This window comes from Nocardia sp. NBC_00403 (assembly GCF_036046055.1).
Taxonomy (GTDB): domain Bacteria; phylum Actinomycetota; class Actinomycetes; order Mycobacteriales; family Mycobacteriaceae; genus Nocardia.
Genome location: NZ_CP107939.1, coordinates 6942778 through 6967030, shown reverse-complemented (window position 1 = coordinate 6967030; position 24253 = coordinate 6942778). Strand labels below are relative to the sequence as shown.

Here is a 24253-nt window from a genome sequence, read left to right as displayed (position 1 = left end):
CACCGTGCGTGACGGCGGTGGCACTGCGATTCCGACGAGCTGGGTTCACCCGTGAAAGCCATCCTGATGTGCGACGATCCAGAGATGACCGCCGGTGCTGCTTCGCTGTGGATTCGTATCCCGCGCTTCGCGTTTGCCGCACTCGGCATCTTCGCGCTGGTGTGGATACCTATCCGCAACCTAGACGACGCCGGCTTCTCCGTCGCCAACTACGTCAGCTACTTCACCATCCAATCCAATGTTCTCGCTGTCATCGTCCTGCTGGTCGGCGCCGTGCGTGACCCCCGTGATCGCCGTTGGCAGGCCATCCGTGGCGCGACCACGCTGTACCTGCTCATCACCGGCGTCGTCTATGCCGTCCTGCTTGCCAAGGTCGACGTGATGCTTACCGACAAGTGGATCAACGACGTCCTGCACCGCATCCTGCCCATCGTCGTGGTGCTGGACTGGATCCTGGTCCCCGCGACCCTCGGCATCACCAGCACACTGGTCGGCGCCTGGCTGATCTACCCGGCCGGCTACGGCGCCTACACCCTCATCCGCGGCGCGATAGTCGACTGGTACCCCTATCCCTTCCTTGATCCCCGCGAGCAGGGCTACATCTCGCTGATCATCGGTCTGGTCATCCTCTCGGGCGTCTTCGCCCTGCTTGCCATAGCCGTTGTCTCTCTCGGTGTACTCACTGCCCGCCGGCGCGAACCTGCCACGACGGACTGAGCGCGTTCACTCACCCCTCGGGTGCGTTCGAATTCGGCTGGGCGCGTCCGACATTGGACTGGTCCGCACCGACAATGGCCAACACGAAGGTGCACCGCTCGGCTCCGGCACCCCCTGAGCAATGGTCTGGCAGTTCCCACGCTATGCAACAATCGCACCGTGAACGCCGTCGGGATGGCTCCATGGTGGGTTCGTGTCCTGCGTATCGGGTTCGCTGCGCTGGGGCTGGTGGCGCTGATCTGTGGTCCTATCCACGACCATGGATCGTTCGGCTACTCACTGGACAACCATTTCAGCTATTTCACGATCCAATCGAACATTCTCGGAGTGATCGTGCTGCTGGCCGGCGCGCTGCTCGATCCGATCGATCAGCGGTGGCAGCTGGTCCGCGGCGCCGGCACGCTGTATCTGGTCATTACCGGCATCGTGTACGCGGTACTGCTCGCGCACATCCACGCCGGGACCGAACAGCGCTGGTCCGATGACGTGCTCCATCGGATTATGCCGATCGCGATGATCGCGGATTGGGCGCTGGTGCCGGTGGCGATCAGGGTCAACGGTCCGCTGATCGCGGGCTGGCTGGCCTACCCGGTGGCATATAGCGCTTACACCCTGTTCCAGGGCGTTTTCGTGGAGTGGTATCCGTACCCGTTCATCGCCTTGTGGCGTCAGCGGTATGTGTCGATGACCATCGGCTTGGTGGTTCTGGTTGTGGCGTTCGCGCTGCTCGCGGGTGCCGTCGCCGCCCTCGGCGATCTGAGCAGCCGCTGGCGGGGTGCGGACGGTTGATTCGGTTCTCGAGGTAAAGGTGGTTGGTATGAGTGCGCTATGGCATGGGTTCGCCGATATGGGTGCCGTCGAACGGGACGGGGCATTCGTTGTCGCGCGCGGGGAGGGCGCCTACATCTGGGACGAGGCTGGTACCAGGTATCTGGATGCGACCGCGGGCCTGTGGTTCACCAATGTCGGGCACGGGCGCGCCGAGATCGCCGATGCTGTCGCCGCGCAACTACGCACCATCGCGCACTACTCGAACTTCGGCGACTTCGCCGAACCCACCACCCAGCTGCTCGCGGAGAAGCTGGCGACGATTGCGCCGGTGCCCGACAGCAAGATCTTCTTCACCTCCGGTGGTTCGGATTCGGTCGACACCGCGGCGAAGCTGGCACGGCGGTACTGGCACGAGATGGGGCGGCCGGACAAGACGATCGTGGTCGGCCGTCAGCGCGCGTATCACGGAATGCATGTCGCGGGAACGGCGTTGGCGGGCATCCCGGTCAATCGGGAAGGCTACGGCGAACTGATGGCCGATGCGCGCACCGTCGAGTGGGATGACGCGAAATCGCTGCTTGCCTTGATCGAGGAAATCGGCGCCGAACGCATCGCGGCGTTCTTCTGCGAACCCATCATCGGCGCGGGCGGTATCTATTTGCCGCCGGACGGTTATCTGGCCGAGGTCCGCCGTATCTGCCGCGACAACGACATCCTGTTCGTGGTCGACGAGGTCGTCACGGGGTTCGGCCGTATCGGCGGATCCTGGTTCGCCTCATCCCGATTCGATCTCGAGCCCGACCTCATGACCACCGCGAAGGGCCTGACTTCCGGCTATGTTCCGATGGGTGCGGTCTTCATCGCCCCGCGCATTGCTGAACCGTTCTTCAGCGGGGGCGTGTGGTGGCGTCATGGCTACACCTATGGCGGTCATGCCGGCGCCGCCGCGGCCGCGCTGGCGAATTTGGAGATCGTCGAGCGCGAGGGCTTGTTGAACGAGGCGAAGCGCCTGGAATCGACCCTGCACAACAAGTTGGCACCGTTGGCCGAGCATCCGCGCGTCGCCGAAGTGCGCAGCGGTCTCGGTGCGGTCGCCGCGATCCAGCTCGCTGACCCCTCGGAAGGGCTTCCGCTGGTGAAAACCCTTCGTGCACATGGTGTTTCGGGTCGCGCGGCAGGTCAGGGGGCGATGCAGATCTCGCCGTCGTTCGTGATGACCGATGATCAGGTCGTCGAGCTGGTCGCGGGGTTCACCGCCGCCCTCGGCTGACCCTCGCAGGCGCGTGGCGGTCAGTGCGGGAACGTACGAGGCGGCCGCACGGTGATCTGCGCTCGGTACTCCCCGATCCGGAGCGATATATCGGCGATATCCACGGTGTCTTCTAGAGTCGGCAGATACGCGTTGCGTGCTGCCAGCCCCGGCAGGTCGAAAGTGAAGTACATCGCCATCAGCGGGTTGACGAAGAGGTCGGTGGCCCGGCTTCTACCACCGATCGGCACGTCGCCGTGCCGCCCGGATAGTGCTGCCGCGATCTGCCCGTTGACCAAACTCGGGCGCTTGGGCGTCAGCGCGGCGGCATGCTCGACGGCCGCGCGGTAGCGCCGAGCTTCCGGGCAATCGCCGGGTATCGAGAACGCGCCCAGGTAGGCGCCTGCCGTGTCGAGCTCGGCGATATTCTCGAGCACCTGGACATGGTTGACCCCGTGAAACGCATCGATGCCGAAGCCGAGTGCGGCGACCAGTCGCACCGGCGTCTCATCGATTCCGGCGACTGCGGCAAGACTGGCCACGTCCTCCTCCGGTGTGCCGAGCAGATACTCATCGCCGCGAAGCAGGATGTCGGTCCCGCCGTCGATCAATACGACGGCGTCTATATCGAGCAGCTCGAGCAGTGTCCGATACGCGGCCCGGAGCTCCCGGACACCGGTGCGCGGAAAAGCGTAGACCGTCGATGGCTCGTCGTGCAGCGCGAGCCACCTCGCCAGGGTGCGTTCGGGAAAATAGTTCTCCGGGCCCGCGACATCGGGGGTGATCGCCGCGACCCTGCCGTTCAACCACACCGAAGGGTCGAGAGTCTCCAGTCGTGTGAACGAGAGATTGGCCAGGTGGACCGAAACTCCTGCCGCGCGGAGCGCGAATGCCAGTGGGAGACCGGCGTATACGTCGAATCCACCACCCGCCCCCGCGATCAGCACTGATGTGCGGCCGTCGAGGCGAGTGAATATTTCTGGTGTTCGCATCCGATCGGTCCGGTTCGATCAGAGGGCGCGGGTCATGTAGACGCTGTGCGGGTCGGCGGTGTAGTCGGCGAACGGCGCGCAGCGTTCGAAGCCGTGGCGGGTGTAGAGACGTTGGGCGGGGGTGTAGAAGTCCGAGGCGCCGGTTTCCAGGCTGAGGCGGTGGTAGCCGTGGGAGCGGGTCGTCGTGATGATGTGGTCGAGCAGCAGTGTGGCGATGCCGCGGCCGGTGTGGGCGGCGGCGGTGCGCATGGACTTGATCTCGCCGTGGGTGGGATCGAGTTGTTTGAGGGCGCCGCAGCCGAGGAGGTCGGTGTCGTCCCACACGCTCCAGAGGGTGATGCCGGGCACGCGCAGCGCGTCGAGGTCGAGAGCGTGCATGCTGCAGGCGGGGGAGTTGGCCTGCATGTCGGCCAGATGCTCGCCGAGCAGAGCGGCGATCCGGGGGCCGGAGAGGTCGTCGACGATGATCTGGACCGGGGGCGTGGTTGTCGACGCCCGTGGTGGGTGCGGTCGCAGTAGGTGCTCATCGGTGTCGCTCGGCATTCGTCCATCATGGACCGGATCCTCGGGCCGCGCGTGCGGGGTGGGGTGCCGTTCACTCGACGAACACGTTCGGCACGCCTTACTGTGAGGGCGCTCGCCCTCACCTCGGGTACGGCCGACCACGCAACACCCGCCTCGATGGGTGTGGATCAGCAAGACCTCGGCCACGAGCACACCCCGGTCGACGGCGTTCGGTCGGGCACTGCCCAGCAGGGGAGCTGAATCATGAAGTTGACCGACAAAGTCGGGGCGCTGGCCGCTACCGCGGTACGTCGGGCCGCCGATGAAACCTATTACGCCGCGCTCACGGTCCGCGCCGGACTGGCGGCGCCGGAGCGCCCGGACCGGCTCGCCAGGATGGGTGTGGCGGTGCTGCGCTCGGGCATGCTCGGTGGGCTCCCGACGGTGGCCGCCCTGCGCTATCGGGATCGCGTCGCCATCATCGACGAAATCGGGACCGTTACGTTCCGCGAACTCGACGAGCGCAGCGCCGCGCTCGCCAATGCGTGGCGCGCCCGAGGTCTGCGCGACGGTGAGGGTGTCGCGATCCTGGCGCGCAACCACCGCGGCTTCCACTACGCGGTGTTCGCCGCGGCCAAGTGCGGAGCCCGAATCGTGTTGCTGAACACCGATTTCGCCGGTCCGCAGCTGCGTGAGGTCGTTGCCCGTGAGGGCGCCGATCTGCTGGTCTTCGACGACGAATACTCCGGCATGCTCGGTGATCTCACGCCGCGGCGTGGCCGCTATCGCGCCTGGGCCGACAAGCCCGGCGTCGACACCCTCGACAATCTGATCGCGGGCGGTGCGCACATGGCGCCACGTCGGGTCACCACCACCGCCAAGATCATCCTGTTGACCAGCGGGACGACCGGCACCCCGAAGGGTGCGCCGCGCAACGAGCCGACCTCGCTCGCGCCGCTGGGCGCCATCCTCGGCAAAGTGCCGTTCCGGGCCCGCGAGATCACCGAATGTCCTGCGCCGCTGTTCCATACGCTCGGCTTCGCGCACGCCATCCTGGCCGTCGGCTTCGGCTCCACCCTGGTGATCCGGCGTCGCTTCGATCCGCAGGCCGTGCTCGACAGCTTGGCCCGGCATCGCGCCACCGCGCTGATCGCCGTGCCGGTCATGTTGCAGCGTCTCGTGGATGCCGGTCCGAAAGGCTTCGCCGGGTACCGCTTCCCACGCTTGCGCATTATCTTGGTCGCCGGTTCGCAGCTGGGTGCGGAGCTGTGCGTGCGGGTGACAGCGGCCTTCGGCCCGGTGGTCTACAACGTCTACGGGTCCACCGAGGTGGCCTACGCGACCATTGCCACGCCCGCCGATCTTGCCGTCGAGCCGGGGTGTGTCGGCACCCCTGTGCCCGGCACCGTCGTGAAGATCTTCGACAGCAAGGACACCGAGGTGCCGCTCGGCGTGACCGGCCGCATCTTCGTCGGCAACAACTACCAGTTCGAGGGCTACACCGGCGGCGGCGACACGGCCCGCATCGGCGGCCTGATGTCGACCGGCGATGTCGGCCACTTCGATAGGGCGGGAAGACTTTTCGTCGACGGACGCGACGACGACATGATCGTCTCCGGCGGCGAGAACGTCTTCCCCGGCGAGGTGGAGGAACTGCTCGCCGCGCACCCGGCCGTCGCGGAGGTGAGTGCGTTCGGCGTCGCTGACGAGAAGTACGGCCAGCGCCTGCGCGCGGTGGTCGTCGTCCGTGACGGGCACACCCTCACCGAAGACGAGGTCCGCGAGCACGTCAAGACCCATCTTGCCCGCTTCAAGGTCCCTCGCGACGTGCTGTTCATCGATGAACTGCCGCGCAATCCGACCGGAAAGGTGCTCGAGCGCGTGCTGCGTGAGCTGTCGGCCTGATCGGTGACCCGAGCCGCTACATGATGCCGAGCATGCGGCGCATCGTGTGGCGCAGATGCACGGGATCGGGCATGGCGGTACGAAACCAGCCCGAGGGCGGCACCACCAGCAGCCCGCCGCGTTGGTGCTCGACACAGTCGACGATGGCGTCGGCCACCGCCTCCGCGTCGGGCTCGAAACCGGGCGCGACGGTGCTGACGATGACGCCCTGTTCGGCGAGTCCGCGGTGCAGGGCCGTGCCGAGTCCGACGACCGCGTGCTTGGTCGCGCTGTAGACGGCGGCTCCGAGTGCGGCGGTGACCCCGACTGCCGAGCCGATGTTCACGATCTGGCCGTGGCCCTGCTCGATGAAGCGTGCGCCCGCCAGTCGGGACCCGGTGATGACCGCGCGCAGATTGACTTCGATCTGGAGGTCGGTGTCCGTATCGAACTCGGAAAGAAACGAACTGGTAGGCAGGATTTCTGCGGCGTTCACCACCACGTCCAACCCACCCAGTTTCTGTTCCGCGGTGGACAGAAACTCGGCGAATCGGACACTGTCGGTGACATCGAGCGGTAAGCCGAGCGCGGTGCCGCTGTGGATACGGTTGAACTGATTCGTGACTGCGCGAACTCTTCCAGCATCGGAATCGCCGATCGCGATCTCGGCTCCCGCGGCCAGGAAGGCCAATGCCGCTTCTTTGCCGATGCCGTCGGTGCCGCCGGTGATCACGACGCGCTTGCCGGCAAGTGTCTTCTTCGACATTTGTTTTCGCCCGCTTTCGTCTTGCTTCGACACTATGGCGTCGACCGGCGGCACTCCATGCGATATCGGGTCATGGCCTTGCGGATACCGGCCAGCTGGAAATTTGCGGGTTGCGGTGCGAAGGCCGTTCGACCGCACGAGAATTCGGCCATCCGAACTCTGGCCATTTTCCTGCGGGCTTCGGACAACCTGGACGACGATGAGCCAGTGGCCTCGTGGGAGTGGCGGCGGTCGGTGGCGAATTCGGCGATCCTCGTCGAAGTCGCCGAAAGCCATGGACTCGGTCTCTCGGAGTGTTTGCGTGGCACGGACATCGCGCCGCAGCTGCTGATTACGCCCAGCGCCGAGGTCACCGCGGCACAGGAATTGGAACTTGTCCGCAACATCGTCACCGCGCTCGGCGATCCATGGGGTCTCGGCATCGAGGCGGGTGTACGTACGCACATCACCACCCTCGGTGTGTTCGGACTTGCCGTCATGAGCAGTCCGACGATGCGTTCGGCCACCGAGGTCGCCATGCGCTACTTCAGCCTGATGACGTCGTTCTCGCGGGCCTGGCATGTCTACAACGACGAAGAATTGTGGCTCTACGTCGACGATCAGGATGTGCCCGCCGATGTGCGCGGCTTCCTCGGCGAGCGTGACGTCGCCGCGCTGCTGACGAACTGGGCGCTGGTGTTCGGCGTCGCGCCGCCGGTACTGCGCGGCGAAATCGGGGGCGGTTACCGTGAACGGTTGCTGCCGCTGCTGGAGCAGTTCGAAATACCGAGCACCGATGCCGCAGGCCCGCACCTCGCGATATTCGACGCCACCGGCATGGACGCCCCGATGCCACAGGCCAGCCCCCTCACGGCCCTGTTTTTCGAAGAGCAATGCGCCGATCTGCTGCAACGGCGCGGTCTTCGACACGGGCTATCCGGTTCGGTGCGCGAGCTGCTGATGCACCGGCTCAACGGTCGCCTCGCGCAGGAGGATGTGGCGGCGAGCCTGCATATGAGTCTGCGTACCATGCGTCGTCGGCTGGCGGAGGAGGGCACGTCCTACCGTCAGCTGTGCGTCGAGACCTATGGCAATCTGGCCGAGGAGTTGCTGGCCACCGGGCTCACCGTGGAGGATGTCGCCTTCCGGATGGGTTACTCGGGCGCGCCGAGCTTTTCGACCGCGTTCAAGCAGTGGCGCGGTATCTCACCGGGCCGATTCGCCCGCGCCGCTACCGATCGCAACCGTCCCGCCGTGCCCCGCTGTGCGGATCACCTCGAGCAAGCCTGATTTCCGGATCGTCTGAGCCTTCTCTGCGAGCACCACCTCGACGCCCGACTCGGTCAGGCTGCCGCCGTCGACCATAGCCAGCACGAACGCATTTTCGGCCTCGGTCAGGGTGAGTCCGAGCGCGGCCCTGGTCAGCCGATCGTGGCCCCGGTCGTCGAGGCGTACGGGCACGGTGTCGGCGTTCGCAGTGATCATGACATCGAGCAGGGCGCGGATCTCGTCCTCGCCGGGTAGTACGAAATCGACTACAGTGACGTCCTTTTCGAGCTCCGGTGGAATCCGCAGGATCGGTGAAACGAGGATCGCCGTGCAAGTGAGATCACCCGTGCGGAAGGCGCGCACCAGATCTCGCAGCGTGCGCACGACCTGCGGATCTGCCGGTCGGGTTGCCTCGCCGAGGAAGCCGTGCAGATCGTGGAGTACGAATACCGCCCGTTCGGTAACCCGCTGCGCCGCCCGGACCGCGGCGACCGGGTCGTCGGTGCCGCGCTCGGGCGCCTGGCCCGCCCGGCACAGGCCGTCGGTGGCAGACCATCGCCAGACCGGCCGCGGCGTCTTCAGCGCGGCCGTGGTGGCGACGATCTCGTCGAGCGCGCGTTGTTCTTCGAACGATTCGAGGTACAGCAGTGGGAACCGCGCCTGGAGCAGCTGCGTGAAGGTGCGGCGAAACGGATGCACGGATCGGATCGTAGCCGCGCGGCCGAATCGCCTCCGTCGGAAAAGGGTGCCCTAAGGGTGCGTGGGTGCGAGCATGGAGATGCTGCCCGCGACGAGAGGTGGTGGAGTGTGGCGGAGTTCGTTCAGGAGTACGCCGCGTTGCGGTGGTCGGTGGTGGTGGCGTTTCTGTGTGCGTCGACGATCGTAGTTGTCCGGTTGGCGACGCCATCCGCAGCCGGTGCGATGCCGCGTCCGGCTGGGGATGTGCAGGCTGAATATGCGCGGCGGTGCGACAATTCGATCGACAGCGACGGGCCGAATACCTGTCACGAGTCCGATGCCGCGCATCTGATCATGTGCCTGGTCATGTTGACCATGCTGGTCTTTCCTGCGGGGGCGAATCCGCTTGCGTTACGCGGGGTGCTGACCGCGATAACGGTGGTATTCGCGGTGTTGCTGCTCGGCCGGATCGCAGAGTGGCACAGCGAGAGTCGAGCGATGCCCGCCGATCGGATGGTCGCGCTCGGATATCACGTCGTGGCCGCGGGGGCGATGCTGTACGCGATGTCGGGGCATCGGGATGGTGGGCACGGCGGTGGACCCGAACCCGGCCCCGCCCTGGTTTTGGCGATGCTTTTCGCCGTGGACGCCGTCGTGGCGATAGTCGCGGTGAGCGCGGGGTGGCGGTATCACTGGCTCGGTCATCAGGCCGGTGCGCCGGCCGCGCGAGTGCTCTCCTCGGCGATCGTGCCCCACGTCGTGATGGACGTGGGGACCGCCTACATGCTGATCGCCGTGGTCTACGGGTGACTCAGATGTCGATGACCGAGTCCGCGACGACGCGTCCGCCGAGGCGCACCCAGCCGTCGGAGTCCCATTCGGTGAAAAGCTGGGAGCCCTTGCCCTGGGTGATCACCAGGCCGCGGCGCAGTAGTGCGGTCAGCGCGACGGCGCCGGCGCCGGTGGCCTCGTCTTCGGCGATGCCCATGGAAGGTGCGAACATCCTGGAGCGCAGCGCGCCGCGGTGCTCATCGGTCCACGCCCACAGGTAGTGATGTCCGGTGGAGAAGTCGTCCGGGTTCAGCGCCGCCAGCTCCTCGATGTCGGCGAGCTGATGGAAGGTGAATTCGGGCGCCCATTCGCCCCGGGCCGTGATCCAGGTGAGCCCGTCGGTCAGTTCGACGGCCACCGGTCCCGCGAGCAGATCGAGCACCTGCACCTCGAGGCCCTGCTCGGCGAACCACCACCCGGTGCCTACCGATGGGTGACCAGCGAAGGGCAGTTCCACGGCGGGCGTGAAGATCCGCACCCGGGCGGATCCCTCCACGGGGTCGTCGACGACGACGGTTTCACTGAAACCGACACGCGCCGCGAGCGCCTGCCGGTCTGCGTCGGCAACCTCGTCCGCACGGGCGATTCCCAGCTCGTTTCCGAACCGTCCGGCCGCGTCGGTGAACACCCGCACAACCTCGACCCGCGTGCTCATGACCTCCAGCTCATCCTGTGTGCCCATGGTCGTGAGCCTACCGGGACTTCAGGCGTGCTCCCAGGTGTGGATATGGTCGAGATCCGACTGGGCCGGCGATCCTTGCAACCGATCGGCTATCTGTCTGTGCTCGCGTGGGCGTGAGCCGCAGGACGCACGGAAATTTGTCCTATAAGTCCGAATTGTCGCGCGGCGATGGGGGATTGGTCACCTAATCGGGGGAGGCGTGGAGCGAAAGGTCATCGGGGCATCGTCGGAGATCCCCGGTGTGCTCGCGTCATCTGGTGTCGAACACGCGGTCCGGTCCGGTATGGCCTCGATCAGCAGTTGTTGGGCCTTCGCGGGCAGCTATCGGGCCGCCGCCGCGAGAGCGTTGGCATACTCGGCGTCGTTGGCCGTGGCGAGCAGGGCGCAGGCGTCGGATGACGGTGACAGGCGGATCGGTGAGACCGGTCGCAACCCGGTAGTTCGCGGGATTCGAATTCGGATACCACTCATTCGGTATGAGTGAGTCGAACTCACAGTGGATGCCCGCGAGCGTGGCCGTGATCGATGTGGCGAGTTCGAAGCCGTGGGTGTGGACCAGATAGTCGGCTAGATCCGTGTTGTCGTCGAAGTGCCTGCCGATGCCGTCAGGATTCAGGATGTAGGCGTCGATCCCGACTGCCGTAGACGGCGGCGCCGATCGGATCGGCGTCGGGTGCGGACAGGTAGGCCAGGCCACGCTGCCGGAATAGGTTGTGCGAGCGTGGATGCCATAGCACCGAGCGAACCTTGTCGGCCGACCGCGCCAGCGTATCGGCCACAGCGGCTGCCGCGTTCATCGTAGTTTTTCGTGTGGGACCGAGCCCGCGGAACGGATCGGACTTCGACCACCAGGCCCTCGGTACGGCCCAGTCGTCTTCGCTCGTCGGTGGTGTGCGGACGGCCATCGGCCCGTCTTCCTCTGTGGCGCTGGGTGTTTCGCCGACAGGCTAGCGACGGCGTCCGACAACTCCCGGCCGTGAGACGAACGACGGCCCCGTCCTGGTGGACGGGGCCGCCGGGGTATGAGACGTCAGACCGTGGCGGCGGCCAATGCCTCCGTGGACTGGACCGCCTGGCCGACACCGGCGACGATGGCGGCCACGCGCAGCGATTCGAAGATCACCTCGCGTGAGACACCCGCCTCGCGCAGCACGTTCTCGTGCGCCTCCAGGCAGTGTGCACAGCCGTTGATCGAGGACACGGCGAACGACCACAGTTCGAAATCGGCCTTGTCGACGCCCGGCGTGCCGATGATCTGCATGCGCAGGCCGGCCCGCAGGTCGTCGTAGCGGCCGCCGAGGAACGCCTTGCCTCGGTAGAACACATTGTTCATGCCCATGATCGAGGCCGCGCCGAGTGCGGCGTTGTACGCCTCCGACGACAGGGTGTCGGCGGCTTCCTCGGCGATCTCGCGCAGCGTGGTCGCCGACCGGGTTGCGGCCGCCGACGCGAGGAGTGTGCCCCACAGTTGCTGCTCGTTCAGCACGGTGGTGCGTGCGATGGACGACAGGTTGAGCTTGAGGTCCTTGGCGTACTCGGGGAGGGAGTTCTTCAGGGTCTCGATGCTCATTCGGCGAATCCTCTACTCATGCTGGGTTTGCGGTGTATTCGGGCGATGGATCTCAGACGCTGGCGGCGAGCAGCTCGCCCGCGTCGATGGTCGGGTCGCCCTTCTTCCAGTTGCAGGCGCACAGCTCGTCGGACTGCAACGCGTCGAGCACCCGCAGTACTTCGTCGACGTTGCGGCCGACCGAACCAGCTGTCACCGAGACGAACTGGATCTCATTGTTCGGGTCGATGATGAAGGTGGCGCGGTCGGCGACGCCGTCGGCATTGAGAACGCCGGTGGCGGAAGCGAGTTCACGCTTGAGGTCCGAGAGCATCGGGAACGGGAGGGTCTTGAGGTCCTCGTGCTGGGCGCGCCACTGGAAGTGCACGAACTCGTTGTCGACCGAGGCGCCGAGCACCTGCGCGTCGCGGTCTGCGAACTCCTCGTTGAGCTTGCCGAAGGCGGCAATCTCGGTGGGGCACACGAAGGTGAAGTCCTTCGGCCAGAAGAAGACGATCCGCCACTTGCCCGCGTGGTCGTCGGAGGTGATCTGGGTGAAGTAATCGTCAGGCTGCTGAGCGTCGACCTTCGACAGGTCACCGCCGATGACCGCGGTGAGGTTGTATGCCGGGAATTGGTCGCCGATGGTCAGCAAGGCCATGCTTTTCTCCTCGTCATGTTGGTTTGCTAGCGCTGTGCGAAAAGCTCACTTGTGATCTTGCCCAAAGCCCGGTGAAAGGTAAACGTGATCAGTCGCACTACACTGATAGGCGTGACTGATCAGACTTATCAGCCGACCCTGTCGCAGCTGCGTGCGTTCGTCGCGATCGCGGAATATCGCCATTTCGGCACTGCGGCAGCCAGGCTCAGTGTGAGCCAGCCCACGCTATCGCAGGCGCTCGCGGCGCTGGAACACGGCCTCGGGCTGCAACTGATCGAACGCAGCACGCGGCGCGTGCTTGTCACCGCCGCCGGGATGCGGCTGCTGCCGCAGGCGATCGCGACCCTCGAAGCGGCCGACCGATTCGTCGCTTCAGCGGCTGGTGACGGGCTCGGCGGCACACTGCGTCTCGGCATCATTCCGACAGTCGCCCCGTATGTGCTGCCTGCGCTACTGCCCGAATTGCGTACGCGGGTACCCGCGTTGGTGCCCCAGGTGATCGAGGACCGGACCGCGCGACTGCTCGACGGTCTGCGTACCGGAGTGCTGGATGTCGCGCTGCTCGCACTGCCGACGGAAATGTCCGGAGTGGTCGAGATATCGCTGTATACAGAGGAATTCGTGCTGGTCACCCCGCGCGGTCATGAACTGGCCGGGCGCACCGACATCGCGCCGGCGGCCCTCGATGCGCTGCCGCTGCTGCTGCTGGACGAGGGGCACTGTTTGCGCGACCAGACGCTGGAGTTGTGTCGCACCTCCGACGTGCATCCTGCTGGCGTCGGCGACACACGTGCGGCGTCGCTGGCAACTGTAGTGCAGTGCGTGGCAGGAGGTTTGGGTGTCACGCTGATTCCAGAGATGGCGGTCGCCGCCGAAACTGCCCGCGGAACACTGGAAACCGCGCGCTTCGCGGCGCCCGCGCCGGGCCGCACCCTGGGGCTCGCCTTCCGGGCTTCTACGGCGCGGACCGATGACTACACGCAGCTGGCCGAGATCATTCGCGATATAGATCCAGCGGCCGAAGGCGCGACAACAGGAGGTAGCAGTTGAGCGGTTCGAGACGCCTGACGCGGATGCGCGCGCGGTGGCGCCGATCGGCACGGCAGATCCGCGGCGGCTCGGGTTTGTCCGCGGCGCGGACGATGTGCTCTTCGTATACGGGACATTGCAGTTTCCTGCGGTATTGATCGAACTGCTCGGTCAATGTCCGAGTCTGGAGCCGGTCGAGGTGTCGGGCCTATCGGGGCATTGCGGGGCGATCACGCGGGTTGGGCCGCGGCGGCCAACGACGAGCACTCGCTTCGGCCGGATTCGCATTTGCCATTCCAAGACGACCGGTCGTATAGTGGTCTCATGGCGCGACCGCGACGGAGTGACGACACTCGGCAGCTTCTGGTCGAGGAGGGTGCTGCCGGGTTCTTGGCCAACGGATATCACGGCACCGGAATCAAGCAGGTGCTCGATGCGGTCGGTGTGCCCAAGGGTTCGTTCTACAACTACTTCGACAGCAAGGAAACCTTCGGGCAGGCGATCATCGACCATCATTCGCTGTGTGTGCAGCGGAACCTGGCCGAGGCGCTGGGCGCCGCGCCGGATCCGGTGGCGGGGCTGCGGGCGTTCTTCGGGCGGCTGATGGAGGAGTTCGTCGAGGCCGAGTACACGGGCGGGTGCCTGATTGCGAACCTCGGCGGCGAGCTGGAGGGTAGCGATGTGCTGCGCGAATCGCTTGCCGGCGCATGGCATTCGTGGCGCGACGGGGTGGCAGAGGCGCTGCGTCAAGCGCAGCAATCGGGTGCTATTCGCGCCGATATCGACGCGATGGATCTCGCGGACCTGCTATTGGAGTCCTGGGAGGGCGCGGTGATCCGGATGAAGATCGACCGCTCGCTCGAACCGCTGCAGAAGTGTCTGCGCCGACTGCTGGACGACTACTTCCGGCCATAGCTCCCTCCGCATTGCGTACGGATTATTGCTGCACATTCCAAGACGACCGGTCGTATCAAGAAGTTCACGAGAAAGCGAGAAGGTATGTCCACATCGAAAACGGTCATCGTGACCGGATCCTCCAGCGGGATCGGGCGCGATGTCGCACGGGCCTTCGTGGAGCGTGGCGACAACGTCGTGCTCAACGGGCGTGACGCGGACAAGCTCGCGGCGGTGGCCGCCGAGCTGTCCGCGGCGGATCAGGTGGCGGTGTTCGCAGGCGATATCGGCTCTCCTGCAACGGGAACCGAGCTGGTTCGGGTTGCCGTCGAGCGGTTCGGCCGGGTCGACGTGCTGGTGAACAACGCGGGGATCTTCGGAGCCAAGCCGTTCGTCGACGTCACCGAGGCAGATCTCGACAGCTACCTGAACGGGAACCTGAAGGGCACCTACTTCACCACCCAGGCAGTGGTCCGGCAGCTGCGAGCGCAGCGCAGCGGCGGCAGCATCGTCAATATCGGCACCGTGCTGATCAATCATGCGCTGGCCGGGCTGCCCGCCTCCGCGGCACTGGTCAGCAAGGGTGGCGTTCATGCGCTGACCACCAGCCTCGCCGCCGAGCTCGCGGCCGACGGCATCCGGGTGAATGCTGTTGCGCCAGGGATTATTCGCACCCCGTTGTTCAACGGCGGCGACGAAAGCTCTTCGGGCAAGCTGGCTTTGCTGAATCGGATCGGTGAGGTGAGTGAAACCAGCGCCGCCGTGCTGTATCTCGCGGATGCCACGTTCACAACCGGTCACATCTTCCCCGTCGACGGCGGGTTCATCTCGGGAAGGGAGGCGTAATGCCGTACGTCAACATCAAAGTCACCAATGAGGGCGTGACGCGGGAACAGAAGTCGCAGTTGATCAAGGGGGTCACCGATCTGCTGCGGGATGTGCTCGGCAAGGATCCCGCGACGACGTTTGTGGTGATCGATGAGGTCGAGCTGACCGATTGGGGTATCGGCGGCATGAACGTCGAGCAGTATCGCGCGCAATAGGCTCTAGTCGACGTTCGGGCGCCCACGCCGGGCGCCCGAATGTGTCTCGGCGGAGCTACCTCTTACCTCGGGAGTGTCCGACAGTGCGGCCCAAGAGTTGACGAGCAGTTCGCTTGCCACCACGACGACGTCGTCCGGAATTCCTTCGGGTGTCAGCAATTTCTGGATGAGCAGACCGTCCTCCAGTGCGTGAATGATCAGCGCAAGGAAGGCGGGATCGGCCGGCGGCCGTGGTAGCTCCTCGGCGACGCCCGCGGTGATGGCGGCACGGGCGAGCAGTTCGCGCTCGGCGAGGCGTGGTCGCAGGTCGGGGTTGCGCAGGATGTGCAGTATGAGCTCGAGGCGCAGTGCGAGCCAGTCGGTGAGATGCTCGGCGCGATCGCGGTTGAACTGTCGCAGCGGCTCGCGGCTGGTGTGGTCGAGCCGGCCGACCTCGTCGATTTCGCGCTGCGTTCGCCGGACGAGCAGTTCGACGATCAATTCGTGCTTGTCGGTGAAGTTGCCGTAGACGGCGCCTCTGGTGTAGCCGGCGCGTTCGGCGATCTGTTCCACCGAGGTGCCGTTGACTCCCCGCTCGACGAACAGTTCGGCGGCAGCGGCGAGCAGTCGATCGCGGGTCTGCTGTCGGCTCTGCTCACGGGTGAGTCGCTCCTTCATATTCAGTAGTGTATCTGGATACAGGTATGTATCTTCCTGAACGTGGAGATTTGTGGAGCAACCGCGAAACAGCTCGCGGCGGCGGTGTCGGCCGGAGCGGTCAGTGCGGTCGAGGTGATGACCGCGCACCTGACGCGCATCGAGGCGGTCGACCCGGTGGTGAACGCGGTGACGAATGTGCTGGCCGACAGCGCCCTGAAGGCGGCCGAGCAGGTCGACCGGCGGCTGGCTGCCGGTGCGCCGGTGGGGCCGCTGGCCGGGGTTCCTTTCACCGTGAAGGAGAACATCCACGTCGCGGGGTCGGCGACGACAATGGGGGTGCCGCGGTTACGTCACCGGGTGGCTTCGGAGGATGCGCCACCGGTCCGGCGACTGCGGGCTGCGGGGGCGATACCCATCGGCCGAACCAACCTGCCGGACTTGACGATCGCGGGCATGCACACGACCAGCACGCTCTACGGCGACACCCGCAACCCATGGGACCCGGCAGGCCGTAGCCCGGGCGGCAGCAGCGGTGGCGATGGTGTTGCGGTGGCCACCGGGATGACGCCGCTGGGGCTCGGCAACGATTCCGGTGGCTCACTGCGCATTCCGGCGACGTTCAACGGCGTGGCCGCGCTCAAACCGAGCTACGGCCGGTTCGCGGCGGATCACCGCCTCGGTGGGCAGGAGCCGACGTTGGCCTCACAGGTGCTGCCCGTCGATGGGCCGATGGCGCGGTCGGTGGCAGATCTGCGGCTGGTGTATGAGGTATTGGCGGGAGCCGACCCGCAGGACCCGCGGGCGGTGCCCGCGCCCGTGGACGGCGCGGCGCTCGCTGGACCGGTTCGGATCGGACTGGTTGTCGACCCGGGTAGCCACGGCGTGCACCCCCATGTCCGAGCTGCGGTGCAGACCGCGGCGGCGGTCTTGCGGGAGGTCGGATACCTGGTCGAGGAGGTGGAAACGCCCGCGTTGGCCGAGGCGTTGGAGGTCTATGCGGGCCTGATCAGCACCGAGTTCTCCTTGGTGTGGTCGAATATCCGACCGTTGTTGAGTGTGAGCGGCCGACGGCACCTGGAGCTGATCATGCAGCGGCGACCGCCGTTGGACCTGGCTGGATACGTCCAGCTGACCGCTGCCCGGCTGGGGGTGCAGCGACAGTGGGCGAGCTTCTTCGCGCGCTATCCGTTGCTCTTGGGGCCGGTGTCGACCGAGCTGCCACCGGCTCCACTGGTCCCGACCGATGCGCAGGAGCATGAGCGAATGATGGGGCCGGTGCGGTTGTGCACGGCGAGCTCCCTGGTGGGAGTCCCCGCGGTGGCAGTTCCCGTCGGTGTGACCGATGGCCTGCCCCAGGGCGTGCAGATCATCGGCGGAATGTACCGAGAGGACCTGTGTCTGGCCGCGGCCGGTGTCATCGAGAATGCGGTGGGGGTTGTGACGCCCGTCGACCCCCGGCCTTAGCCGGCCTGCCGAATCGAGTTAGCCTGCACCGCAAGGCATTCAGCCGCTCGCGGTGTATGCCAGGCGCGCGGCAAGAAAACGGTAAGTCGCACGAGTTACCCTCCGGATACGGGGAAGACGGAGTTGCGCTCGGGGCCGTTCCGCCGATCTTCGACTGTCCGTGCTCGCTACAGCTCGACGGAGGGGAGCTGCGATGCCATCGCTTCTGGAAATCACAACACACTTCTTCTTACAGGTCGCGGTCATTCTGCTGACCTATCGACTGCTCTGGCCGGTGTTCCACAGGCGCGGGCAGGTACAGGTGGTGGCCATCATGGTCGCCGGGTTCCTGTTGGGGCCGTCGGTGCTCGGCTGGGCGTGGCCGCAGGCCCAGCGGTGGCTGTTTCCGACGAACATCGAGATCGGTGGCACGGCCGTCATGCATCCGAACCTGACTGCTATCTACGTGGTCGGCCAGCTCGGCTTGGTGCTCTACATGTTCCTGGTCGGCTCCTCGTTCGAGCTCGACATCCTGAGCAAACACCTGCGGCAGGCGGGCACTACCTCGGCGACCGGCGTCGCGGTGCCCACGGTGCTCGGCGGTCTCGTCGGCTGGTGGATGGTCGGCCAGGGCAGGTATTTCACCGACGAGGTAGCGAATTGGCAAGGGGCACTGTTCCTTGCGGCCGCCGTCGCGGTCACCGCCTTTCCGATCCTGGCCTGGATCGTCTACGACTCCGGACTGCTCAACACCCGGCTCGGCACGATGTCGCTGGCCTGCGCGGCCGTCGACGACGCGTGCGCGTGGGTGCTGCTTGCCGTGGTCGTCGCCACCGCCCAGGACAGCATGGGTGGTGTGTTTCTCGCGATCGGCGGTGGCATGGCCTATCTGCTGTTCATGACGGTGATCGCGCGACGTTGGCTGGCCAGGCTCGACACCTGGGTGCCGCGCCGCGGCGACGCCGAGCGCGCGGGCGGGTTGCCGGTCGCCCCGCTGACCGTCGTCTTGCTGGTAGTCCTGCTGGCCGCCTGCTTCACCGATTTCGTCGGCATCCACTCGGTGCTCGGTACGTTTGTCGCGGGTCTGGTGATGCCGCGCGGCGAACTCGTGGAGCAGATCCGGCAGCGCTTCGAGCCGCTGGTCGGATATCTGCTGCTGCCTGCCTTTTTCATCTACACCGGACTCAACACGAAACTCGGTGTGATCGTCGAACCCGCGGTGCTGGTGATGACTGCCGTGGTGTTGGTGGTGTCGTTCGCCGGCAAGTTCGGTGCGGTGGGCCTGGTCGCCCGGACCCAGGGCATGGGCTGGCGGGAGGCGGGTGCGATGGGCGCATTGGCCAACGCCCGCGGATTGATGGAGCTGGTGCTGCTGAACATCGGCCTGACCGCCGGGCTGATCACGCTGGAGCTCTACACCATCCTCGTGGTGATGACCACGGTCACGACCTTCATCGCGACGCCGGTGCAGCGCATGTTCGAGCGCAGCGCTTGGAAAAAGGGCCGGGTCTTCGGACCCACTGGCGAGGAGCCGAAACCGCTCGCGGAGCCGTCGTCGGCAGGGGAGTCGAAACATACCGTGCCGGTGGCGACGGTATCCAGGGCGAACCCGTCAGGGCACCCGGTCGTCCAATAGTGGCCGACATACCCGAACGCACCGGCGCCCGCGGTGAATTCCGCAGGGAGCCGGTACGTCTCGGTCTATCGACAATTACTGCTGCGCGCGCAGTGCGTGCGGCTCGATGGCTCCGCGTACCAGGGCGCGATCATCGATCGTCTCCGGACGGTAGGGCAGCGTGACCAGCCGGTTGGTCATGGCCTGCACCGGGTCGGCGATCGGCTCGACGAGTCCGAACAGGAACGACCACTCGTGCTCGTCACTGCCGTAGTGCACGACCGTGCCGAACTGCTCGTGGAAGCGCTGCCAGGACCGCTTGAGGGTTTCGTTGCGCCACATGGTCGCGCAACCGGCCTGCGCACACAGCACACCGCCGGGTGCGAGCAGGGCCCGACATCGCTGCAGGAATTCCGCCTCGTACAGGCGATTGTGCTGCGCGTCCTCGACTCGCTCGTCGGGCAGGTCGATCACGATGACGTCGTAGCGGGTGCCCGCATCGGCTGCCTCGGCGAGGAAGTCCCAGCCGTCGGCGTAGTGCACCGTGATCGGGCCCTCGCCCTCGACCGCTGCGGTCAGCTCCGCGGTCGTGTAGCCGTAGGGCAGGTGCTCGGCGCACAGCTCGACCTCGAGTTGATCGATGTCGACATGGTCGACATGGGTCGCGCCCGCCGCCACCGACATCTGGCTTGCCACGCCCTCACCGGAACCGATGATCAGCACCTTTTCCAGCTTCTCGGCCAGCACGAAGGCGGGAACCATCATCGCCTCGTGGTAGGTGAGCTGTGAGAACTCGGTGGACTGCCGATCGTTGTCGGAGAACAGGCTGATGCCCTGCTCGGTCTTCGCGATCAGCATGTGCTGGAAGGGCGTGTGGGTGTCGACGATGACGTCGGAGACATCCCAGATACGGGTCAGCCCTTCGCCGACCGGCTCCTCGACCCGATGCCCGGCCCGGCCGCGTCGGATGGTCGACATGCGAACTTCCTTGGGCGACAACTCATCCCGAAGCAGCTCCACGGCCTTCGAGGCGCCCTCGCCGATGCTCCCGCAGGTGAAGACGTCGACGAAGATGTCACCCGACTCCGGGTAGGTGTGGATGGAGGCATGCGATTCCGACAGCAGCGCAAGCACGGTGACGCCCTGCGGCTCGAATTTCTTGTGCACGACATCGCAGATCGTGACTCCCGCGGCGATCAACGATTTTCGCATCGCCGCTTCGAGTCGTTCGAGGTCATCGCAGAGGGCCGCGTCGACACCACCGAACTCGGCCAGCACGTGCCAGCCGGTGAATTCCGCCGTCATGGGGCAACTCACTCTCGCTCAGCGCCCGAGACATGAACGGTCAAGGGCGGAAAACCATTGAAGGACACCGACGAATAACTCGCGGTATAGGCGCCGGTGTCGAGGATCTGAATGCGATCACCGGCTCGCAACGTGGTCGGAAGGAGGACTCGCGTGCGTTGATACAGTACATCGTCGCCGTCGCAGGTCGGACCGGCCACCACCGCCTCGTCTACGGGATCACCGTCACGTTCGGTGACGAAGCGGTAAGCGATGTACTCGTTCTCTGTCTCGGCCATCCCGTTGTAGCGGCCGATGTCGAGATACACCCAGCGCCGTCCATCCGGCGCGATGCGCACGCCGACCACCTCGGCGTGAATAGTGCCCGCCGACCCCACGAGCGCACGGCCCGGCTCGATGACGAGTCCGGCAGTCTCGGGCAGGAATTCAGCGGTCGCGGCCGCAACAACGGCCGCGATGTCGTCGAGCGCGGGCGCCGCCTCGACGTAGGAGATGGGCAGGCCGCCACCGATGTTCACCGACTCGACCCGAATGTCTTTGTCCGCCAACGCCGCAGCGATATCTCCGGCCTGTTCGATACCGATCCGCCAGGCCTCGGGGTCCAGCTGTTGCGAACCGACGTGAAAGTACGGTCCCGCCACTATCAGCCCGAGATCGCGGGCGCGCACCAGCAGGCGCAACGCCTCGGCGGGGCTGCAGCCGAACTTGGTGCCGAACGGGGTCTTGGATTCGGGGGCCGCGGACAGGAAGCGGCATTCGACCTCGGAGCCCGGTGCGTGTGCAGCGATGCGCAGTAGGTCGTCCTCGGTGTCGAAGGCGTAGCGGCGCACGCCCGCGGCATCGGCGGCCGCGATGTGGGCGGCCTTCTTGATCGGGTTCCCGTAGCACATCCGTGCCGGGGCGACACCCGCACGCAGGCACAGTTCGATCTCGCCGACGCTGGCGACGTCGAACTCCGCACCCTCCTCCGCCAGCAGCCGGATGAGCTCCGGAACCGGACTTGCCTTGACCGCGAACCGAATTCGCGCCGTGGGTAGCGCGGTGCGGAGTGCGCGGAAGTTATCGCGCACCCGCTCAGGGTCGATGACCAAGAAGGGTGATTCGGGCATGTTTGAACTGATCAATCTAAGGGAACTCTCCATGGTTTGGTCTGTTGCCTACGTTCAGGCACCGCGCGAGAGAGTATCAGCGCAATGGCCCCGATTACGAACTCGTTGACGACACCTTGACCATGATCACCCCGCGGACACCGTGACCTCGTCGAATACGACCTCACCTGCGGCATCGGACTCGGCCAGATCGACGACTGCTTCCAGGGCCCAGCCGTGGTCGCCGGCGGGGTCGTCGAGCACCTGGCGCACGTGCCAGAACTCGGGGCGTTGTTCCACCTGGAACAGTTGCGGACCGCGCGCGTCGGGACCGGTGCCGATGCGTTCGTACTCGGCAAAATAAGGGGCCAGGTCGGCTTCCCAGTCCGGGCCGGTGCCCATCCCGGCGAGCAGGTCCCAGCGGCGTAGGGCGGCCAGCTCGACGCGGCGGAACATGGCGTTGCGGATCATCACCCGGAAGGCGCGTTCATTGGCGGAGATCGGGCGGATCGTCTCGGCGCCGAAGGCGAGCTGGTCGGCGTCGGTCTCCGCGCCCGGGTTGGTGAGCTGCTCCCATTCATCGAGCAGGCTCGAGTCCACCTGGCGCACGAGTTCACCGAGCCATTCGGTGATGTCGTCGAGGTCCTCGGTGCGGGCCGACTCCGGTACGGTGCGGCGCAATGCGCGGTAGGCGTCGGCCAGGTAGCGCAGCACGACGCCCTCGGAGCGGGCCAGCTCGTAGTGCGAGATCAGCTCGGCGAAGGTCATCGAACGCTCGATCATGTCGCGCACCACCGACTTCGGCGACGGCGCGAACTCCGACATCCACGGATGCCCGCCGCGGTAGGTTTCGAAGGCCGGATCGATCAGCTCGGCAAGAGGTTTGGGCCAGGTGACCTCTTCGAGCAGTTCCATGCGCTCGTCGTATTCGATGCCGTCGGCCTTCATCTCGGCGATCGCCTCGCCACGGGCCTTGTGCTGCTGGGCCATCAGCAGCTGGCGCGGATCCTCCAGCGTCGACTCGATGAGCGAGACGACCTCGAGGGTGTAGGCGGGAGATTCCTTGTCCAGCAGCTCCAATGCCGCGAGTGCGAACGGCGAGAGCGGTTGGTCGAGGGCGAAGTCACGTTGCAGGTCCACGGTGAGCCTGGCTCTGCGGCCTTGTGCGTCGGGCTCCGGAAGCTGTTGCACCACACCGGCATCGCGCAGCGCCCGGTAGAGGCGGATGGCGCGCAGGATGTGGCGGCGCTGGGCGGGGCGCGGCTCGTGATTGTCTTCGAGTAGGTGACGCATCGCCTCGAAGCAGTTGCCCGGTCGGGCAATCACGTTGAGCAGCATGGAGTTCGTGACCGCGAAGCGCGACACCATCGGTTCCGGGGCCGCGGCGACCAGGCGATCGAAGGTCTCCTCGCTCCAGGACACGAAGCCCTCCGGCGGTTTACGCCGCACCACCTTGCGTTGCTTCTTCGGATCGTCGCCCGCCTTGGCAATCAGTCTGGTGTTCTCTACCTCGTGGTCGGGCGCTTGCACCACGACCGTGCCAAGGGTGTCGAATCCGGCACGGCCCGCGCGACCGGCGATCTGATGGAATTCACGGGCTTTGAGCCTGCGGGTGCGCACGCCGTCGTATTTGGTCAAGCCGGTGAGCAGCACGGTGCGGATCGGCACATTGATGCCGACGCCGAGGGTGTCGGTGCCGCACACCACCTTCAGCAGTCCGTCCTGGGCCAGGCGTTCCACCAGGCGGCGGTACTTGGGCAGCATGCCCGCGTGGTGCACGCCGATGCCGTGGCGGATCAGTCGTGACAGGGTCTTGCCGAATCCCGAGGAGAAGCGGAAATCCCCCAAAGCGGTGGCGATGGCGTCTTTTTCGGGGCGGCTGGCGAAGTTCACGCTCGTCAGTGCCTGGGCGCGTTCGAGCGCGGCGGCCTGGGTGAAGTGCACGACATAGACGGGGGACTGGTTGGTGGTGACGAGGTCTTCGAGCGTCTCGGTGATGGGCGTGCGCGCATACGAATAGCTCAGCGGCACCGGGCGTTCGGTGCCCGCGACCACGGCGGTCGGGTTGCCGGTGCGGCGCTCCAGGTCGGCGGCGAAGAAGTCGACTTCACCGAGGGTGGCCGACATGAGCAGGAATTGGGCGCGCGGCAGCTCCAGCAGCGGCACCTGCCAGGCCCAGCCGCGATCGGGGTCGGCGTAGAAATGGAACTCGTCCATCACCACCTGGCCGACATCGGCGGCTGCGCCCTCGCGCAACGCCATGTTGGCCAGGATCTCGGCGGTCGCGCAGATGATCGGCGCCTCCGGGTTCACCGCGGCGTCGCCGGTCACCATGCCGACCTTGTCGGCGCCGAACACCTCGCACAGCGCGAAGAATTTCTCGCTGACCAGCGCCTTGATCGGGGCGGTGTAGTAGGTGCGCTGGCCTCGGGTCAGTGCGAACATGTGCGCGCCGACGGCGACCAGTGATTTGCCGGAGCCGGTCGGGGTAGCCAAGATGACATTCGATCCGGACGCCAGCTCCAGCAGCGCTTCGTCCTGTGCGGGATACAACGGCGTGCCCTGCTCGGCCGCCCACGCCCCGAACGACTCGTACAGTGCGTCGGCGTCGGTTCCCGGTATCTCGAGCAGTTCGGTCAGATCCACTCCGACCACCCTACGGGCT

At 66.0% G+C, this 24253-nt stretch carries 24 protein-coding genes; 12 read left to right on the top strand and 12 right to left on the bottom strand.

Features of this window, described 5'->3' with window-relative positions; genetic code table 11:
- The first annotated feature begins 84 nt into the window (after positions 1-84).
- From OHQ90_RS31200 to OHQ90_RS31190, 3 genes are all read left to right on the top strand, one after another.
- Positions 85-717, top strand: coding sequence for a Pr6Pr family membrane protein (locus OHQ90_RS31200; RefSeq protein ID WP_328403601.1), 633 nt, complete (start codon positions 85-87; stop codon positions 715-717).
- A 159-nt stretch (positions 718-876) separates the two neighbouring features.
- Positions 877-1506, top strand: a complete 630-nt coding sequence (locus OHQ90_RS31195; protein WP_328403599.1) for a Pr6Pr family membrane protein — start codon at positions 877-879, stop codon at positions 1504-1506.
- Positions 1507-1534: 28 nt separating this feature from the next.
- Entirely contained in the window at positions 1535-2758 is a 1224-nt protein-coding gene (locus OHQ90_RS31190; protein WP_328403597.1) for an aminotransferase family protein, read from the top strand.
- A gap of 20 nt (positions 2759-2778) precedes the next feature.
- On the opposite strand, the gene OHQ90_RS31185 is transcribed toward OHQ90_RS31190, so the two are convergent.
- Together OHQ90_RS31185 and OHQ90_RS31180 are read right to left on the bottom strand one after the other, a co-directional pair.
- Positions 2779-3729, bottom strand: a complete 951-nt coding sequence (locus OHQ90_RS31185; protein WP_328403595.1) for a DUF1152 domain-containing protein — start codon at positions 3727-3729, stop codon at positions 2779-2781.
- A gap of 18 nt (positions 3730-3747) precedes the next feature.
- Positions 3748-4272: a GNAT family N-acetyltransferase gene (locus tag OHQ90_RS31180; protein WP_328403593.1), complete on the bottom strand. Its 525-nt coding sequence runs from the start codon at positions 4270-4272 to the stop codon at positions 3748-3750.
- A gap of 225 nt (positions 4273-4497) precedes the next feature.
- Here OHQ90_RS31180 and OHQ90_RS31175 point away from each other — a divergent pair, with 225 nt between their 5' ends.
- Positions 4498-6138 (top strand): acyl-CoA synthetase, encoded by a 1641-nt coding sequence (locus tag OHQ90_RS31175; RefSeq protein ID WP_328403591.1) that lies wholly within the window; start codon positions 4498-4500, stop codon positions 6136-6138.
- Between the two features lie 16 nt (positions 6139-6154).
- Here OHQ90_RS31175 and OHQ90_RS31170 read toward each other — a convergent pair whose 3' ends face one another.
- The gene (locus OHQ90_RS31170) at positions 6155-6883 is read right to left on the bottom strand and encodes an SDR family NAD(P)-dependent oxidoreductase (RefSeq protein ID WP_328403589.1); all 729 of its coding nucleotides are present in this window, start codon (positions 6881-6883) and stop codon (positions 6155-6157) included.
- A gap of 207 nt (positions 6884-7090) precedes the next feature.
- Here OHQ90_RS31170 and OHQ90_RS31165 point away from each other — a divergent pair, with 207 nt between their 5' ends.
- On the top strand, positions 7091-8152 hold the full coding sequence (locus OHQ90_RS31165; protein ID WP_328403587.1) for an AraC family transcriptional regulator: 1062 nt from the start codon (positions 7091-7093) through the stop codon (positions 8150-8152).
- Here OHQ90_RS31165 and OHQ90_RS31160 read toward each other — a convergent pair.
- Positions 8069-8830, bottom strand: coding sequence for a hypothetical protein (locus tag OHQ90_RS31160; protein WP_328403585.1), 762 nt, complete (start codon positions 8828-8830; stop codon positions 8069-8071). The genes OHQ90_RS31165 and OHQ90_RS31160 overlap by 84 nt on opposite strands.
- A 108-nt stretch (positions 8831-8938) precedes the next feature.
- Here OHQ90_RS31160 and OHQ90_RS31155 point away from each other — a divergent pair, with 108 nt between their 5' ends.
- Positions 8939-9619 carry a DUF5134 domain-containing protein gene (locus tag OHQ90_RS31155; RefSeq protein ID WP_328403583.1) on the top strand — a complete coding sequence of 227 codons (681 nt, stop codon included), beginning with the start codon at positions 8939-8941 and terminating at the stop codon, positions 9617-9619.
- 1 nt (position 9620) lies between these two features.
- Here the strand turns inward: OHQ90_RS31155 and OHQ90_RS31150 are convergent, their stop codons facing one another.
- The 4 genes from OHQ90_RS31150 to OHQ90_RS31135 form a co-directional block, all read right to left on the bottom strand.
- A complete protein-coding gene (locus OHQ90_RS31150) occupies positions 9621-10295 on the bottom strand; it encodes a PhzF family phenazine biosynthesis protein (protein ID WP_328413212.1) in 675 nt (224 codons plus the stop codon).
- Between the two features lie 632 nt (positions 10296-10927).
- Entirely contained in the window at positions 10928-11227 is a 300-nt protein-coding gene (locus OHQ90_RS31145) for a hypothetical protein (RefSeq protein WP_328403581.1), read from the bottom strand.
- 125 nt (positions 11228-11352) lie between these two features.
- Positions 11353-11892 (bottom strand): carboxymuconolactone decarboxylase family protein, encoded by a 540-nt coding sequence (locus OHQ90_RS31140; protein WP_328403579.1) that lies wholly within the window; start codon positions 11890-11892, stop codon positions 11353-11355.
- A gap of 52 nt (positions 11893-11944) precedes the next feature.
- Positions 11945-12532, bottom strand: a complete 588-nt coding sequence (locus OHQ90_RS31135) for a peroxiredoxin (RefSeq protein WP_328403577.1) — start codon at positions 12530-12532, stop codon at positions 11945-11947.
- A 111-nt stretch (positions 12533-12643) separates the two neighbouring features.
- On the opposite strand from OHQ90_RS31135, the gene OHQ90_RS31130 reads away from it, so the two are divergent.
- The 4 genes from OHQ90_RS31130 to OHQ90_RS31115 all read left to right on the top strand — a co-directional run bounded on the left by OHQ90_RS31130 (position 12644) and on the right by OHQ90_RS31115 (position 15498).
- Positions 12644-13582 (top strand): hydrogen peroxide-inducible genes activator, encoded by a 939-nt coding sequence (locus OHQ90_RS31130; protein ID WP_328403575.1) that lies wholly within the window; start codon positions 12644-12646, stop codon positions 13580-13582.
- Positions 13583-13885: 303 nt separating this feature from the next.
- Entirely contained in the window at positions 13886-14476 is a 591-nt protein-coding gene (locus tag OHQ90_RS31125; protein ID WP_328403573.1) for a TetR family transcriptional regulator C-terminal domain-containing protein, read from the top strand.
- A gap of 84 nt (positions 14477-14560) precedes the next feature.
- Positions 14561-15301, top strand: a complete 741-nt coding sequence (locus OHQ90_RS31120) for an SDR family NAD(P)-dependent oxidoreductase (protein ID WP_328403571.1) — start codon at positions 14561-14563, stop codon at positions 15299-15301.
- A complete protein-coding gene (locus OHQ90_RS31115) occupies positions 15301-15498 on the top strand; it encodes a tautomerase family protein (protein WP_328403569.1) in 198 nt (65 codons plus the stop codon). Before OHQ90_RS31120 ends, OHQ90_RS31115 begins: the two co-directional genes overlap by 1 nt.
- 3 nt (positions 15499-15501) lie before the next feature.
- Here OHQ90_RS31115 and OHQ90_RS31110 read toward each other — a convergent pair whose 3' ends face one another.
- Complete coding sequence (locus OHQ90_RS31110) at positions 15502-16155, bottom strand: TetR/AcrR family transcriptional regulator (protein WP_328403567.1); 654 nt, start codon at positions 16153-16155, stop codon at positions 15502-15504.
- 42 nt (positions 16156-16197) lie between these two features.
- Between OHQ90_RS31110 and OHQ90_RS31105 the strand changes: the two genes are divergently transcribed.
- Together OHQ90_RS31105 and OHQ90_RS31100 are read left to right on the top strand one after the other, a co-directional pair.
- The gene (locus tag OHQ90_RS31105; protein WP_328403565.1) at positions 16198-17601 is read left to right on the top strand and encodes an amidase; all 1404 of its coding nucleotides are present in this window, start codon (positions 16198-16200) and stop codon (positions 17599-17601) included.
- A gap of 193 nt (positions 17602-17794) precedes the next feature.
- Positions 17795-19216, top strand: coding sequence for a cation:proton antiporter (locus OHQ90_RS31100; protein WP_328403563.1), 1422 nt, complete (start codon positions 17795-17797; stop codon positions 19214-19216).
- Positions 19217-19291: 75 nt separating this feature from the next.
- Here OHQ90_RS31100 and speD read toward each other — a convergent pair whose 3' ends face one another.
- The 3 genes from speD to OHQ90_RS31085 form a co-directional block, all read right to left on the bottom strand.
- On the bottom strand, positions 19292-20500 hold the full coding sequence (gene speD / locus OHQ90_RS31095; RefSeq protein WP_328403561.1) for an adenosylmethionine decarboxylase: 1209 nt from the start codon (positions 20498-20500) through the stop codon (positions 19292-19294).
- Between the two features lie 8 nt (positions 20501-20508).
- Positions 20509-21609 (bottom strand): type III PLP-dependent enzyme, encoded by a 1101-nt coding sequence (locus OHQ90_RS31090; RefSeq protein ID WP_328403559.1) that lies wholly within the window; start codon positions 21607-21609, stop codon positions 20509-20511.
- A gap of 126 nt (positions 21610-21735) precedes the next feature.
- Positions 21736-24234: a DEAD/DEAH box helicase gene (locus tag OHQ90_RS31085; protein ID WP_328403557.1), complete on the bottom strand. Its 2499-nt coding sequence runs from the start codon at positions 24232-24234 to the stop codon at positions 21736-21738.
- Positions 24235-24253 lie beyond the last annotated feature (19 nt).

Excerpts from the sequence above, each read along its gene's own strand:
- OHQ90_RS31200 (WP_328403601.1), top strand. The coding sequence starts at position 85 with ATGACCGCCGGTGCTGCTTCGCTGTGGATTCGTATCCCGCGCTTCGCG.
- OHQ90_RS31190 (WP_328403597.1), top strand. The coding sequence starts at position 1,535 with ATGAGTGCGCTATGGCATGGGTTCGCCGATATGGGTGCCGTCGAACGG.
- OHQ90_RS31185 (WP_328403595.1), bottom strand. The coding sequence starts at position 3,729 with ATGCGAACACCAGAAATATTCACTCGCCTCGACGGCCGCACATCAGTG.
- OHQ90_RS31180 (WP_328403593.1), bottom strand. The coding sequence starts at position 4,272 with ATGCCGAGCGACACCGATGAGCACCTACTGCGACCGCACCCACCACGG.
- OHQ90_RS31175 (WP_328403591.1), top strand. The coding sequence starts at position 4,498 with ATGAAGTTGACCGACAAAGTCGGGGCGCTGGCCGCTACCGCGGTACGT.
- OHQ90_RS31170 (WP_328403589.1), bottom strand. The coding sequence starts at position 6,883 with ATGTCGAAGAAGACACTTGCCGGCAAGCGCGTCGTGATCACCGGCGGC.
- OHQ90_RS31150 (WP_328413212.1), bottom strand. The coding sequence starts at position 10,295 with ATGAGCACGCGGGTCGAGGTTGTGCGGGTGTTCACCGACGCGGCCGGA.
- OHQ90_RS31145 (WP_328403581.1), bottom strand. The coding sequence starts at position 11,227 with ATGGCCGTCCGCACACCACCGACGAGCGAAGACGACTGGGCCGTACCG.
- OHQ90_RS31140 (WP_328403579.1), bottom strand. The coding sequence starts at position 11,892 with ATGAGCATCGAGACCCTGAAGAACTCCCTCCCCGAGTACGCCAAGGAC.
- OHQ90_RS31135 (WP_328403577.1), bottom strand. The coding sequence starts at position 12,532 with ATGGCCTTGCTGACCATCGGCGACCAATTCCCGGCATACAACCTCACC.
- OHQ90_RS31125 (WP_328403573.1), top strand. The coding sequence starts at position 13,886 with ATGGCGCGACCGCGACGGAGTGACGACACTCGGCAGCTTCTGGTCGAG.
- OHQ90_RS31120 (WP_328403571.1), top strand. The coding sequence starts at position 14,561 with ATGTCCACATCGAAAACGGTCATCGTGACCGGATCCTCCAGCGGGATC.
- OHQ90_RS31115 (WP_328403569.1), top strand. The coding sequence starts at position 15,301 with ATGCCGTACGTCAACATCAAAGTCACCAATGAGGGCGTGACGCGGGAA.
- OHQ90_RS31110 (WP_328403567.1), bottom strand. The coding sequence starts at position 16,155 with ATGAAGGAGCGACTCACCCGTGAGCAGAGCCGACAGCAGACCCGCGAT.
- OHQ90_RS31100 (WP_328403563.1), top strand. The coding sequence starts at position 17,795 with ATGCCATCGCTTCTGGAAATCACAACACACTTCTTCTTACAGGTCGCG.
- speD (WP_328403561.1), bottom strand. The coding sequence starts at position 20,500 with ATGACGGCGGAATTCACCGGCTGGCACGTGCTGGCCGAGTTCGGTGGT.
- OHQ90_RS31090 (WP_328403559.1), bottom strand. The coding sequence starts at position 21,609 with ATGCCCGAATCACCCTTCTTGGTCATCGACCCTGAGCGGGTGCGCGAT.